The following is a 13430-nucleotide window of genomic DNA, read 5'->3' on the forward strand; positions in this document are numbered from 1 at the left end:
CTCCACTGGGCGGTCCGACTGCGGGCCGCTCACCTTCGCACATGCTCAGAAGGGGATGTCGTGTCTCAAAAGAACCATCGCGGGACAGCTTGCGTGGGGGCGCTGCTGGCCTGCGTCACGGCATTCGGTGGAGCGCTCGCCTCCCCCGCGGCCGCCTCTCCCGCCCACCGTCCCGCCACCCCGCCGCCCGTCAGCGACTTCAAGGGCGTCAACTGGGCCGACCCGCGCGACAACTACGCCCACGACGCGGTCGTGCCCTCGGGCCTGTCCACCGCCGACAGCTACGCCACCACCTACGCCAAGTCCAAGGCGATCATCGGCGGATTCTCCAAGCTGGGCGCCAACACCGTCCGTCTCCCGGTCAACCCGACCTCCGTGAACGGCCCGTTCTGGAAGTCGTACCGGGGAGCGATCGACGCCGCCACCGCCAAGGGCTTCAAGGTCATCCTGGGCTACTGGGAGGCCGACAACGCCAAGGACGGCAAGATCGACGACCAGGCGTCCTGGGACCGGATGTGGGCGCGGATCACCTCCGCCTACGCCCGCAACTCCAAGGTGTACTTCGAGCCGATGAACGAGCCGTTCGGCTACACCGCCCAGGAGTGGACGGACATCGCCGCGAAGTGGGTGAGCACCCACGGCAACGTGCCCCGCGACCGGATCCTGATCGGCGGCTACAAGTACAGCGAGGACGTCAAGCCGGTCTGCGCCGACCCGCGCCTGAAGGGCACGCGCCTGGCCCTGCACAACTACGGCTTCTGGCACACCGACTGGACCAGCGTCGACCAGTGGAAGGCCGACTTCAAGAGCCGCATAGGCGACTGCGCCTCACGCACGATCCTCGACGAGTTCGGCGCCTCCATGACCACCGGTCTGGACTACAACGGCCCGGCGGGCACCTCCAACGAGATCGCGTACATCCAGGCCGCGACCGACACGATCCGGGAGCTGGGCCTGGGCTCGGTCTACTGGCCCGGCCTGCGCAACGGTGACACGTACTCGCTCACCACGCTCCAGGGCACGGGCACGCACCTCAGCCTCACGGTGAACAACCAGAGCGGTCTGGACCGGCTGCACTACGCCTGGAAGCAGTAGGAACCGGTAAGAGCCCCCACGGGATCACGATGGTGACCCTTCCGGGTCCGGCGCCGCTCGTCAGCCGGACCCGGAAGGGAGCCTTTCAGGACGCCGAAGGCGTCCAGCCCGCGAGCCAGTCCCCGACCTCCTGGTTCGCGGCCTGCGCGTCGGTCAGATGCGGCCGGTCCGAGCTCGCCGACCCCGCACCCGCGCCGGAGTTCTTGTACTCCGCGAACCGGTCGTCCTTCCAGGAGAACCCGCTCATGTCGGTCCACGGGGCCGACTTGATCGCGTTGCTCAGGCTGGTGTTGCGGACGGTGGTCTGCGGGTCGAGGGACGCGTCCCCGCCGGCGTGCCAGGGCCGGCCGAGGTAGAAGCTCCCGGCCGACACATCGCCGTTCACCGTGGAGTTGGCGATCAGGAAGCCCTTGCGGTTCGCCGCGGTGCTGGGCGCGGCGATGTACCCGGCCGACGTGCCGTTCCAGCGCTTCTTCAGCGTGATGACGGACTTGTCGACGACGGCCGTGGCCCGCCCGAAGATGAAGTCGACGTTCCCGATGACGTAGGAGTTGCTGACGTAGACCCGCCCGAGCTTGTCCTTGGCGGCGGTGTCGAGCAGCAGCGTGTCCTGGTCCCCGCTGACGATGATCCCGTCCAGGAACACCTTGTCGGCCGCGGTCCGCAGGGCGACGGCCTGGTGCCCGTCGAGGGACTGGTTGGCCTTCTCGTCGAAGTCGTTGGAGATGGTCAGGTTGCGCGCCTGGAAGTCGTCGGCCTCGACGGCGACGGTGGCGCTGCCGCCCGTGCCGTAGGTGCCGCCCCCGGGCTTGGGCGTACCGGCCGCGTTGTTGTAGACGATCGTCGTGTCCTTGCGGCTGCCGCCGGTGCCCTGGATGGTGACGTGCGGCTTGTTGGAGGGCACCTTCACCAGTTCCCGGTACGTCCCCGGCTTCACGGCGATCACGACGCGCGAGGGGTTGTTCGCCGGTACGGCGTTCACCGCGGCCTGCACGGTGCGGTACTGGCCGCTGCCGTCCTGGGCGACGGTGAGGGTGGTGGCGGCCGCGGCCCTGGTGGAGACGGCGGTGGTCCCGATCGAACCACGCGGCCCGACACCGGCCTTCAGGATGGACGGCAGATCGGCGGCCTTGTCGAGGCTGTAGGAGTAGTACGCCTTCGGGTCGAAGGCGCTCCCACCGCTCTCGTTGCGCCCGCTGGTGCCGGAGAAGACGTTGCCGCGCTGCACGATCGTGGCGCCGCTGTCCTTGATCACCGGGTTCTTGATGCCCTGGAAGCAGGAGTTCTCCAGGACCATCTTGGTCGAGCCGCGCGAGTAGTTCCCGTACGACGAGCCGATGCTCGTGTTCGGGGCGTCCTCCAGGAAGTTGTTGTAGAGGTGAGCGTGCGCGGCGTTGTCCGTGGAGGGGTTGCGCTGCTCGGTCTCGCGGATCCAGTTGTGGTGGATCGTGATGTCGGTCTTGACGTTCTCGGTCCAGCCGATGCCGAAGGTCTTGTTGTTGTCGCTCAGCTTGTTCCAGGAGACGGTGACGTTCGTCGAGTCCTTGCGGACGTCGATGAGCCCGTCGGCCATGTGCCGCAGGTCGTTGTGATCGATCCACACGTGATGGGCGCCGTCCATCTGGATCGCGTCGAAATCATGATCCTTGTCGTTCCAGATGCCCTGGTACGCGTCCCGGATGGTCAGGTTCCGGATGATCACGTTGTGCACGCCCTGGCCGAGGAAGAAGCCGCCGCCGACGATGTGCCCGGCGGTTCCCTGCCCCACGATGGTCTTGTCGGACTTGACCTTGATCTCTTTGCCGACCGGATTCATCGTGATGGTTCCGGCGACGACGATGACGTAGGGCTCTGCCGCGGTCGCGTACTTCTCCAGATCGGCGAGCGTTTTGACGGTGACGGTCTTCCCGCCCCGCCCGCCGTACGTCCCGTTCTGCCCGAGGGAGTTGACGGAGGCGAACCCGTCGGCGGTGTCGGCTGCCCAGGCGGGGGCGGCGGCGGAGGCCTGCTGGACACTGCTGCCGAGGACGCCGAGGTCGGTGCCGTAGGCGAAGGTGCCGGCGGCGGTCAGGGCCAGGGGGACCCCGACCGCCAGGGCGGTACGGCTTCTGCGACGGCGGTGCTGGGCTGTGCTGCGCGGCTCACTCATGCGGCGATCCGTTCCGTGTGGGGGAATGACCGCCGATCAGTCGTCGCCCCACACGGAAAGGTTGCCGGGTATCTGCCCTACGTCGCGCAGGACTTGGGGTCGAGCTTCTCCTCGATCTTGTCCTCACGGCCGTCCGGCTGGCCGCTCGGCAGGAGCTTGTCGGAGATCCCGTCGATGTAGTACCCGTGGGAGTAGACGGTCTGGTAGCCCCGGTCCCGCCAGCTGTGCACGGTCCGCTCCCCGTCCCCCTTGTCCCACTGGTAGTCCTCGACGTGGAAGATCGGGTTGACGCGCACCACGCGCTGGTACGGCGTCCAGGTGACGGCCACCTGCCGGCAGGGCGGAATGGTCTTCTCGCTCCGGGTCTCGAACCTGGACTCCTTCTCCCAGCCCCACTCGTAGCCGGCGCTGCCGCCCACCGTTCCGCTGAAGATGCTCTTGGCGAGGGAGAGGCTGATGGAGCCGCCGACGCTCTTCTTCGCGAACGTCTTGGTGCTGTAGCTGCTGACGAAGGTCTCCTTGTCATCGGCGGAGCCCTTGTTGCCTATCCACCGGGACGTGCGGACGGTGTCGCCCTTGATCGACCAGGTCGAGGCCTCGGCGTAGCCGCACCAGCCGCGGAACAGCTCCCACGGCCCGGCGGGCTTCCACAGCCCGAAGACGTCCCGCAGGTACTCGTCCTGGGTCTTGAACTCACCGGTGTCGACGTTGAGGGCGCCGTACACGCCCGTCAGGCTCGTCTCCTGACCGCAGAGCCGCTCGATCATCCGGTCGGTGTCCCCGGGATCCACACCCCGGATGTTGGTGGCCCCGGCGGGACCGGCGGCGGCGGCCCCCGCGGCGGAGAGCAGACCGGTGATGGCGAGGGCGGTGGTTGCGGCAACAGCGCCGCATTTCCTGAGAGTTGACTTGCGAATGAGACGCATGGGGGTTGGCTCACTCCTGCTTGTCGTTCTGTGACGGCGATGAAGATGTCAGAACAGAGGCAGGAGTGTGCGCTACTGATGGGTATGACAGGACATTGACAGCCGGCCGGGAGTCATGTCCCGCTTTATCGGGTGTCGCTGCTACGACTGACCGCAACCCGCAGCACGTCTCCCAGGGACTCCACGGCCCTCGTCTGCGCGAAACGCACGGCGCGTTCACCGGCCTTGGGGTCGTGCAGTACGGCTCTGGCGCCGGCGAGTACGGTCTCGGCGGATGCGAGCTGAGCGGCCTCGACGTCGTCGGCGAGCCGGGAGAGCAGGCTGCCGGGGTCGTCGGTGGAGAGGTAACAGGGTTTGCCGTCGACGCCGGTCCAGGGGAGCAGCCTCATGCGTGGACCTCAAGGGACTGGAGGTATGGGCGGACCAGGGGGGTGTCCATGACGAGGGGCTCCACGAGGAGGGGGCGTGGGGAAAGTGGCCGCAGGGTCGGCGGCGCGGCTGCTCGATGCCGCCCTCGGGCGGGCAGCAGGAGTCGCACGAGGGTGAGCAGGAGTGACTCGCAGAGTCCGGCGGCGAGCAGGCGCAGGCGCAGGCCGTTCTGGGGCGGACGCTGAGGTTCCTGCGGGAGAAGGAGGGCAAGTCACTGGGGCAGTTGGCCGAGGACACCGGCTACGACAAGAGCTACTTGAGTCGCCTGGAGTCGGGCGAGCGACTGTCCAAGCTGGCCGTCATGGAGGACCTTGACAGCTACTACGGGTGCGGTGACCTGCTGGTCCGCCACTGGAAGATCGCCCGGTACGACGTCTTCAAGGACAAGTACAAGCGGTACATGGCGCTGGAGGCGACAGCGCGTCTCCTGCGGGTGTACACACCGAACGTGCCTGGACTGCTGCAGACGGAGGAGTTCGCCCGGGAGGTGTTGTCTGGCCCTCAGGCAACACCTGGCAGGGACGAGGAAGTCGAGGAACAGGTGGCCGCGCGTATGGGGCGGCAGCTTCTGCTGAGTAAGGATCCGGCACCCGACGCCCGGTTCCTCATCGACGAGTCGGCATTGCGTCGCCCCTCGGCAAGCCCGGATACCTGGAAGGGGCAGCTGCTACGCATCGAAGCCGTCGCGCAGCAGCCGAACATCAACATCCAGGTGCTCCCGTTCTCTGCCGGAGTCCACCACCTCATGGGCAAGGGGTCTCTGACGCTGCTGTGGCAGAAGGACAGCAGCGCAGTGGCCTACGCGGAGGGTCATAGCTTTGGCCTGTTGATGGACGATCCGGAGGAAGTCCTGGACCACTGCTTGTCCTGCGATCGGTTGAGGGATCTGGCGTTGTCCCCGTCGGACTCGCTGGCGTTCATCAGGGACGTACTGGAGGAGCACGGATCATGATGCCCACCCTCGATCTCACCACTGCCGTCTGGCGCAAGTCGACCTACAGCGACGGCGGGGCCAACAACTGCCTGGAGGTCGCCGACGGCCACCCCGGCATAGTCCCGGTCCGCGACAGCAAGCGGCCCGACGGCCCGGTACTCGTGTTCGCCGCAGGTTGCTGGGGGGCGTTCCTGGCCGGCGTCAGGACTGAGGGGTCGACCCGCACTCGCGGGTGAAAACGGGAGCAAGCCGACCCCCTAGGGTTGTGGCGCAGCTATGGTGAGACTATGGCAGAGAATACGACGATCCAGGTGTCACGGCAGGCCCGCGACCATCTCGCTCAGGTTGCGAAAGAACGTGGGATGACCCTGGGGCAGCTCGTTGAGCAGCTCGCCCTTGAGCAGCCCACAGCCGAGCAGGTCGCCGAGCGGATCGCCGCGGACCGCCGCGTTGTGCGGGAGACGATCGGCGTGGACATCAGCGATGTCGAGTTCGACGAGGCGCCTGACATCCTCGGCAACATCTACCGCATCGCTGCGGAGAAGGTCCGTGCGGCGCGGGGTGCCGCCGCGTGATCATTCTGGACACCGGCGCCACCCTGGCTCTTGCACAGGGGCACAAGACGCTGAACCTCCTCGCCGGGAACATGGCACGCACCCCCGGCGACCTTCTGCGGATCCCCGCCCTGTGCCTCATGCAGGCGGAGTCGCAGGACGAGGGAGCTGCGCAGCGGGTCCTCGACTTCTCGTCGGTCGTGGTCGACAGCTTCAACACGGCCGCCTCCGTCACCGTCGGCACCATGATCCGGGACGGCTACGGTGGCCCGGACAACTGCCACGCTCTGTACTGCGCCCTGCCGCGCGCTGAATTCACAGGGATGTCGATCCTGCTCACGGACCGCGAACGGCAGTATCCGCCCGGCGTGGTCACCGTCGACATCGACTCACCAGGCATGCTCGGCTTCCACTGAGCCCGGTTGGGGCCCGCGCTCTCCATCAGGCCGAGGGCAGATCCTCGGGCGGCGGCACAGCCGCCCCCGGCAGTCGCACCGTCGCCATCGTGCCGCCGCCCTCCGCCCGGGACAAGGAGACCTCGCCCCCGGCCTGCTGCACCGTACGCGCCACGATCGACAGGCCCAGGCCCGATCCGGGCAGTGCCCGTGCGCTCGGGGAGCGCCAGAAGCGGTCGAAGACGTAAGGGAGTTCGTCGGCGGGGATGCCCGGGCCGTGGTCGCGGACCGTGAGGACGCCGTCGATCAGGCGGACCTCGACCGCGCCGCCCCCCGGGCTGAACTTCACCGCGTTGTCGAGGATGTTGACCACCGCCCGCTCCAGGGCGGAGGGTTCCGCCCGGACGAACCACGGCTGGACATCCGCCGTGATCGTGAGTTCCGGGCCCCGCAGCCGGGCCCGCCGCAGCGCCGACTCGACCGTGTCCTGCCAGGCGACGATCTGCGTCCGGCCCGCGTGCTGGCCCGTGTCCGGGCGGGACAGTTCCTGGAGGTCGCCGATGAGCGCGGCCAGTTCCGTCATCTGTGCCTTCACCGACGCGAGCAGCGCCTTGCGGTCCGCCTCGGGGATGGGGCGGCCCGTTTCCTCGCTGCGGGTGAGGAGTTCGATGTTGGTGCGGAGGGACGTCAGAGGCGTGCGCAACTCGTGGCCCGCGTCCGCGATCAGCTGCTGCTGGAGTTCCCGGGAGCTGGCCAGGGCCGACGTCATCGAGTTGAAGGAGCGGGACAGGCGGGCGATCTCGTCCTCGCTGTCGTCCTCCACGGGGATGCGGATGTTCAGATCCTCGGTGCGCGCCACGTGCTCGACGGCGTCGGTCAGCTTGTCCACGGGGCGCAGCCCGGCCCGGGCGACGGCCAGGCCGGCGGCTCCGGCGCCGAGCACTCCGACGCCGGAGACCAGGAGGAGGATCAGGGCCAGCTCGTTGAGCGTGGACTGGGTTCCCTTCAGCGGCAGGGCGATGACCAGGGAGTAGTCGGCGGCCACACCCTGGGTCAGAGGCCCGTCCTTGATGACGACCGCCGTCGTCAGGACCCGCAGCTTGTTGCCCTCGTCGTCCGTGCCGTCGCGGATGTGGCCCTGGCCCGGGTCGGGGTCCTTGGCCACGGCCTTGTCGTCGCCGGTGACGCGCACCTGGGCTGTGGACGTCGGGAAGAGACACACCTTGCCGTCGGCGTGGACCAGCTGTCCGTAGGTCTTGGGCCGTGCCCCCATGCCCAGCGAGTCCGAAGGCGTCTGACGGCAGCTGTCCGTGAGTTCCTGGAACTCTCCCGAACGCAGCGGTCCGACCGACGACTTCAGGTCGTTGTCGATCTCGTCGTACAACTTCCCCTGCACGATGAACCAGCAGGTCACCGACACCGCCGCCACCGCGAACGCCACCGCCGCCGCCACCAGCAGCGCCAGTCGGGAGCGGATCGGCAGGGAGCGGAAGCGCCGTACGGCCCTGCGCATCCAGGAACTCACTCCGCGCCGCCCTGCCGCAGCACGTATCCGACACCCCGCACCGTGTGGACGAGCCGCGGCTCGCCGCCCGCCTCGGTCTTGCGCCGCAGGTACATGACGTACACGTCGAGGGAGTTCGACGACGGCTCGAAGTCGAAGCCCCAGACGGCCTTGAGGATCTGCTCGCGGGTGAGGACCTGGCGCGGGTGTGCCATGAACATCTCCAGGAGCGTGAACTCCGTGCGGGTCAGCTCCACCTGGCGCCCGCCCCGCGTGACCTCCCGCGTCGCGAGGTCCATGCGCAAGTCGGCGAAGGTGAGCGCGTCCTCGTCGGCCGGGTCGGCCGCGCCCACGGCCGCCGCGTAGGAGCTGCGGCGCAGCAGCGCGCGGATGCGGGCGAAGAGTTCGTCGAGTTCGAAGGGCTTGACCAGGTAGTCGTCGGCGCCCGCGTCGAGGCCGGTGACGCGGTCGCCGACGGTGTCACGGGCTGTGAGCATCAGGATCGGCGTGGTGTCGCCCGTGGCGCGGATGCGGCGCGCCGCCGTCAGACCGTCCATGCGCGGCATCTGGATGTCGAGGACGACCAGGTCGGGCCGGTAGGCCGCCGCCTTGTCGAGCGCGTCGGCACCGTCGACGGCGACCTCGGTCCCGTACCCCTCGAACGCGAGGCTGCGCTGGAGTGCTTCGCGTACGGCCGGCTCGTCGTCGACGATCAGGATGCGCTGCGGGTCACGGTCGCCGTCTGCGGGGCTCATGGGTCGGGGGTCCTCGGGGGTGAAGGGGGACGGGGGTGCTCTGACGCTCTCAGCGTCGCACGGCGCGGGCGCGAGCCGGCGGGAACGTCAGCCCCGCAGCGCCCGGCGCCGGGCCTTCCCGGCGCGGCTCGTCCTGCGGGTCGCCGCGGCCGGTGGCATCTCCGCCGCCCGGCCCGTCGGCGCGTGCAGGGCGGACGCCACCGCCAGGGCCAGGCCGATCGCCGCCGGGTCCCCGCCCGGCTCGGTGTGCACAACCTGCTCGATCATGGCCGTACTCCTCGCTGTCGGTTGCCCGGGCTCAGTCGGTCGCCCCCGCGCGCAGCTTCGCGAGGTCGGCCTTGACGGTGTTGATCGGGATGGCGAAGCCCAGGCCGACGCTGCCCGCGTCGGAGGACGAGGAGGCCTGGCTGGTCGGCGAGTACATCGCGGAGTTGATCCCGATGATGTTGCCGCTCATGTCGATCAGCGCGCCGCCGGAGTTGCCCGGGTTGAGGGACGCGTCGGTCTGGAGCGCCTTGTACGTCGTCGTGTCGTTGCCGGTGTCGCCGTTGAACTGGCGCCCGCCGAACTCGAACGGCCATTGGTCGCCCTGACCCTGGCCCTGCCCCCACTGCTGGCTCTGGCCCTGGTCCTCCTCGGTCGGGACGGTGACGTCGCGGTCGAGGGCCGAGATGATGCCGCTGGTGACGGTGCCGGACAGGCCCTCGGGGGAGCCGATGGCCACGACCTGGTCGCCGACCTGTATCCCGGCCGAATCGCCGAGCGTGGCGGCCTTCAGGCCGGAGGCGTTCTCCAGCTTGATCAGCGCCAGGTCCTTCTTGCTGTCGGTGCCGACGACCTTCGCGGTGTACGACGTGCCGTCGCTGGTCGTCGCCTTGATCTGCGAGGCGCCGGCGACGACGTGGTTGTTGGTGACGATCTCGCCGCCGCTGGTGATGATCACGCCGGAGCCGGTGGAGGACCCGGCGCTGGAGTTGGCGCTGATCTCGACGATGCTCGGGCTGACGGCCTTCGCGACGCCGGCCACGGTGCCCTTCTGGCTGGAGGGGACCACGTTGGTGCTGGTGGAGCTGGAGGCGACGGTGTCGTTGCCGGTCAGTTCCTGGATGCCGTAGGCGGTGCCGCCGCCTATCGCCGCCGCCACGATCGCCACGGCGGCGATCAGGGCGAGGGGGCCACGGCCGCGCTTCTTCGGATGCGGAGCATGCGCCGGGGCGTACGCCGGCGGGGGCGGCCACTCGGGGTTCACCGGGGCCTGCTGCTGACCCTCGTAAGGGTTCTCGTACTCGCCACTGCGGTGGAAGCTCTCGGTCATGGAACAGAGCTTGTCGCCCGACCATGAGAGCTTCCTGAGTGCTCCCTGAGAAGCCCGACAGAACCTCGTATGCCCGATATAAAGAGGCTGGCCGCCTCAACCCCCGGCGGCTACGCGCAGCCGCAGGACTGCCGGGTCACCAACCGCGACGGGAACACCTTCAGCCGCTCCCGACGGGCCCCCGCGACCCGCAGCCCGTCATCGAGGACGAGGTCCACCGCCGCCCGGGCCATCGCAGGGCGGTCGGACGCGATCGTCGTGAGGGGCGGGTCCGTGAGCGCCGCCTCCTTGATGTCGTCGAAGCCGGCCACCGCCAGCTCGCCGGGGACGTCGATGCGCAGTTCGCGCGCCGCGCGCAGCAGGCCGATCGCCTGGTCGTCGGTGGAGCAGAAGATCGCCGGCGGGCGCTCGGGGCCGGAGAGGATCTTCAGGGCGGCCTGGTAGGCGTCGTAGCGGCTGTAGAGGGCTTCGAAGAGGCGGCCCTCCGTGGAGATCCCGGCCTCGGCCATCGCGCGGCGCCAGCCCTCGACGTGGTCGGAGACCGGGTCGCCGACCGCGGGGGTCTCGGCTATGCCGCCCATACAGGCGACGTACTCGTGGCCGTGCTCCAGCAGGTGCCGGACGGCGAGCTCGGCGCCGCCCAGGTCGTCCGTGGTGACGGCGACGTCGTCGATGGCCTCGGGTCGTTCGTGCAGCAGCACGACCCGGGCGTCCCAGGCCTCGATCTCGGCGGCGGCCAGGTCGTTGAGCGCGTGGCTGACGAGGATGAGTCCGGAGACCCGCATCCCCAGGAAGGCGCGCAGGTAGTGGACCTCGCGTTCGCCGACGTAGTCGGTGTTGCCGACGAGGACCATCTTTCCGCGCTCGGAGGCGGCCTGCTCGACCGCGTGCGCCATCTCCCCGAAGAAGGGCTGGCGGGCGTCCGGGATGATCAGGCCTATGAGGTCCGTGCGCCGGGACGCCATGGCCTGGGCCACCCGGTCGGGCCGGTACCCCAGTTCCTTGATCGCGGCGAGGACACGCTCGCGCGTGGCCGGGGCGACCGGCCGGGGTCCGTTGTTGATGACATAGCTGACCACGGCAGTGGAAGTCCCTGCCAGCCGCGCCACATCATCCCGAGTCACCTTGGCCACGCGCGGAGTCTACGCGGATATACCGGCTCTGGGCAGGGCGTAAAGGAGGTTCCGTACGATATGCCGACCGCCGTCCGGGGCACCCCGTGCGGGAAGCGATGCCCAGGTCGGCGGCGCAATACGCCTCTTTACGCCTTCGCGCGAGCCTCAGCCGCGTCCAGGGCGGCCGACTTGTCCTCGGTGTCCGGATTCGCCTTGGCCGCCTTGGCCTTCGCCTCCTCGGCGGCGCGCTCCATCTTCTCCGGCTTCTCCGGCGTAACGAATCGATAACCGACGTTCCGGACGGTGCCGATCAGCGACTCGTGCTCGGGGCCGAGCTTGGCGCGCAGCCGCCGTACGTGCACGTCGACCGTGCGCGTACCGCCGAAGTAGTCGTAGCCCCAGACCTCCTGGAGCAGCTGGGCGCGGGTGAAGACGCGGCCGGGGTGCTGTGCGAGGTACTTCAGGAGCTCGAACTCCTTGAAGGTGAGGTCGAGGACGCGGCCCTTGAGCTTGGCCGAGTACGTCGCCTCGTCGACCGACAGGTCGCCGTTGCGGATCTCCATCGGGGAGTCGTCGCTGACGATCTGCTGACGCCCCATGGCCAGCCGCAGTCGCGCCTCGACCTCGGCCGGGCCGGCGGTGTCGAGCAGGACGTCGTCGATGCCCCAGTCCGCGGTGACGGCGGCGAGGCCGCCCTCGGTGACGACGAGGACGAGCGGGCAGCCCGGCCCGGTGGAGCGCAGCAGCTGACAGAGGCTGCGCACCTGCGGCAGATCGCGCCGGCCGTCGATGAGGATGACGTCGGCGCCGGGGGTGTCGACGAGGGCGGGTCCCTCCGCGGGGGCCACACGCACGTTGTGCAGGAGCAGGCCGAGGGCGGGAAGCACCTCCGTCGACGGCTGGAGGGCGTTGGTCAGGAGCAGCAGAGAACTCATACGTCTGGTTCCTCCTCGGTCCCTGCGAGGACGCTTGTTGGTACAGCACCGCTCTGTCTGCGATCCCGAAGGCCCCGTACACCTGCGGTTTCCCGCTTCGTATACAACGCTTCCGAAAGCACAAAAGGACCCGGGGGCAACGCTGCCCGAGTCCTCTGCCCAGCAGAATAGCCCACATGAGCTCTCGTCCGGCAGGTCATGTGGCGCGTTCCACCGATCGTCCACACTCCGAGACGCCCGGGGGAACGCCTGCGCGGAATCCTTCGAGGACGTTTCTGCGTACGGCCGACGGGGTGACGATCGACGCCGTGTACGACCCGGGTACCGCTGTATACGACGCCTCGCGGACGCCTTCCGGTCATCCCGTGTTCGTCGTCGCCCACGGCTTCACCGGGGCCGTGGACCGGCCACATGTACGAAGGGTGGCGCAGGCCTTCGCCCGTTACGGGGCGGTCGTCACGTTCTCCTTCCGGGGCCACGGCGCCTCCGGCGGGCGGTCCACGGTCGGGGACCGGGAGGTGCTCGACCTGGTGGCGGCGGTGCGGTGGGCGCGGGAACTCGGGCACGCGAACGTGGGGACGGTCGGGTTCTCGATGGGCGGCTCGGTCGTGCTGCGGCACGCGGCGCTGCACCCCCGTGAGACCGACGCGGTGGTCTCGGTCAGTGCCCCGGCCCGCTGGTACTACCGGGGGACCGCCCCGATGCGGCGGCTGCACTGGATGGTGACGCGGCCGGAGGGGCGGATCGTCGGCCGGTACGGCTTCGGGACGCGCATCCACCACCGGGACTGGGACCCGGTCCCGCTCTCCCCGGTGGAGGCGGTGCCGAGGATCGCCCCCACCCCGCTGCTGATCGTGCACGGCGAGGCCGACGGCTACTTTCCCGTCGACCACCCGCGGATGCTGGCCGCTGCCGCCGGTGACCAGGGGGAACTGTGGCTGGAGCCGGGGATGGGGCACGCCGAGCACGCGGCCGGCGACGAGTTGCTGGCCCGGATCGGGGACTGGGTCGCGGGCCGGGCGGGCTAGCCTGACGGGGTTCACCGCCGAATTCATTGAGGAAGCAGATGCCAAAGGTCACGGTGCGCTACTGGGCCGCCGCCAAGGCCGCGGCCGGGGTGGCCGAGGAGCCGTACGAGGCGGCCACCCTCGCCGAGGCGCTCGACGGAGTGCGTGAACGGCACCCCGGCGAGCTCGAGCGCGTCCTGCGCCGGTGCTCGTTCCTGGTGGACGGCGACCCCGTGGGCACCCGCGGACATGAGACGGTACGGCTGGCCGACGGCGGCACGGTCGAGGTGCTCCCGCCGTTCGCAGGAGGATGAGCG

The 13430-nt window shown here is 69.4% G+C and carries 17 protein-coding genes; 8 read left to right on the forward strand and 9 right to left on the reverse strand.

Annotated features, from left to right (window positions below; genetic code table 11):
• Nucleotides 1–60: 60 nt before the first annotated feature.
• Nucleotides 61–1095 (forward strand): glycoside hydrolase family 5 protein, encoded by a 1035-nt coding sequence (locus IE153_RS19030; RefSeq protein WP_189590880.1) that lies wholly within the window; start codon nucleotides 61–63, stop codon nucleotides 1093–1095.
• 85 nt (nucleotides 1096–1180) lie between these two features.
• Here IE153_RS19030 and IE153_RS19035 read toward each other — a convergent pair whose 3' ends face one another.
• The 3 genes from IE153_RS19035 to IE153_RS19045 form a co-directional block, all read right to left on the reverse strand.
• The gene (locus IE153_RS19035) at nucleotides 1181–3244 is read right to left on the reverse strand and encodes a pectinesterase family protein (protein ID WP_189590881.1); all 2064 of its coding nucleotides are present in this window, start codon (nucleotides 3242–3244) and stop codon (nucleotides 1181–1183) included.
• Nucleotides 3245–3321: 77 nt separating this feature from the next.
• Nucleotides 3322–4170 carry a hypothetical protein gene (locus tag IE153_RS19040; RefSeq protein WP_189590882.1) on the reverse strand — a complete coding sequence of 283 codons (849 nt, stop codon included), beginning with the start codon at nucleotides 4168–4170 and terminating at the stop codon, nucleotides 3322–3324.
• Between the two features lie 125 nt (nucleotides 4171–4295).
• The gene (locus tag IE153_RS19045) at nucleotides 4296–4559 is read right to left on the reverse strand and encodes a hypothetical protein (RefSeq protein ID WP_189590883.1); all 264 of its coding nucleotides are present in this window, start codon (nucleotides 4557–4559) and stop codon (nucleotides 4296–4298) included.
• Between the two features lie 2 nt (nucleotides 4560–4561).
• On the opposite strand from IE153_RS19045, the gene IE153_RS19050 reads away from it, so the two are divergent.
• The 5 genes from IE153_RS19050 (at nucleotide 4562) to IE153_RS19070 (ending at nucleotide 6503) form a co-directional block, all read left to right on the forward strand.
• Nucleotides 4562–4726, forward strand: coding sequence for a hypothetical protein (locus IE153_RS19050; protein WP_189590884.1), 165 nt, complete (start codon nucleotides 4562–4564; stop codon nucleotides 4724–4726).
• Nucleotides 4727–4813: 87 nt separating this feature from the next.
• Nucleotides 4814–5551, forward strand: a complete 738-nt coding sequence (locus tag IE153_RS19055; protein WP_229829068.1) for a helix-turn-helix domain-containing protein — start codon at nucleotides 4814–4816, stop codon at nucleotides 5549–5551.
• Entirely contained in the window at nucleotides 5548–5769 is a 222-nt protein-coding gene (locus tag IE153_RS19060; protein ID WP_097217470.1) for a DUF397 domain-containing protein, read from the forward strand. The genes IE153_RS19055 and IE153_RS19060 overlap by 4 nt, the downstream gene beginning before the upstream one ends.
• Before the next feature lie 51 nt (nucleotides 5770–5820).
• Nucleotides 5821–6108 (forward strand): hypothetical protein, encoded by a 288-nt coding sequence (locus IE153_RS19065; RefSeq protein WP_189590885.1) that lies wholly within the window; start codon nucleotides 5821–5823, stop codon nucleotides 6106–6108.
• Nucleotides 6105–6503 carry a PIN domain-containing protein gene (locus IE153_RS19070; RefSeq protein WP_189590886.1) on the forward strand — a complete coding sequence of 133 codons (399 nt, stop codon included), beginning with the start codon at nucleotides 6105–6107 and terminating at the stop codon, nucleotides 6501–6503. Before IE153_RS19065 ends, IE153_RS19070 begins: the two co-directional genes overlap by 4 nt.
• Nucleotides 6504–6528: 25 nt before the next feature.
• Here the strand turns inward: IE153_RS19070 and IE153_RS19075 are convergent, their stop codons facing one another.
• The 6 genes from IE153_RS19075 to IE153_RS19100 all read right to left on the reverse strand — a co-directional run bounded on the left by IE153_RS19075 (nucleotide 6529) and on the right by IE153_RS19100 (nucleotide 12106).
• The gene (locus IE153_RS19075; protein WP_189591248.1) at nucleotides 6529–7995 is read right to left on the reverse strand and encodes a sensor histidine kinase; all 1467 of its coding nucleotides are present in this window, start codon (nucleotides 7993–7995) and stop codon (nucleotides 6529–6531) included.
• 8 nt (nucleotides 7996–8003) lie between these two features.
• Nucleotides 8004–8741: a response regulator transcription factor gene (locus IE153_RS19080; RefSeq protein ID WP_142162385.1), complete on the reverse strand. Its 738-nt coding sequence runs from the start codon at nucleotides 8739–8741 to the stop codon at nucleotides 8004–8006.
• Between the two features lie 87 nt (nucleotides 8742–8828).
• Nucleotides 8829–9008 (reverse strand): hypothetical protein, encoded by a 180-nt coding sequence (locus IE153_RS19085; RefSeq protein ID WP_189590887.1) that lies wholly within the window; start codon nucleotides 9006–9008, stop codon nucleotides 8829–8831.
• Nucleotides 9009–9039: 31 nt separating this feature from the next.
• Entirely contained in the window at nucleotides 9040–10056 is a 1017-nt protein-coding gene (locus IE153_RS19090) for a S1C family serine protease (protein ID WP_189590888.1), read from the reverse strand.
• Nucleotides 10057–10166: 110 nt separating this feature from the next.
• On the reverse strand, nucleotides 10167–11189 hold the full coding sequence (locus IE153_RS19095) for a LacI family DNA-binding transcriptional regulator (protein WP_189590889.1): 1023 nt from the start codon (nucleotides 11187–11189) through the stop codon (nucleotides 10167–10169).
• Between the two features lie 128 nt (nucleotides 11190–11317).
• Nucleotides 11318–12106 (reverse strand): response regulator transcription factor, encoded by a 789-nt coding sequence (locus tag IE153_RS19100; RefSeq protein ID WP_189590890.1) that lies wholly within the window; start codon nucleotides 12104–12106, stop codon nucleotides 11318–11320.
• Between the two features lie 176 nt (nucleotides 12107–12282).
• On the opposite strand from IE153_RS19100, the gene IE153_RS19105 reads away from it, so the two are divergent.
• Nucleotides 12283–13134 carry an alpha/beta hydrolase gene (locus IE153_RS19105; protein WP_189590891.1) on the forward strand — a complete coding sequence of 284 codons (852 nt, stop codon included), beginning with the start codon at nucleotides 12283–12285 and terminating at the stop codon, nucleotides 13132–13134.
• 38 nt (nucleotides 13135–13172) lie between these two features.
• A complete protein-coding gene (locus IE153_RS19110) occupies nucleotides 13173–13427 on the forward strand; it encodes a MoaD/ThiS family protein (protein WP_010036212.1) in 255 nt (84 codons plus the stop codon).
• Nucleotides 13428–13430 lie beyond the last annotated feature (3 nt).

Origin of the sequence: Streptomyces massasporeus (genome assembly GCF_014648995.1) — a bacterium.
Classification (GTDB): Bacteria; Actinomycetota; Actinomycetes; order Streptomycetales; family Streptomycetaceae; genus Streptomyces; species Streptomyces massasporeus.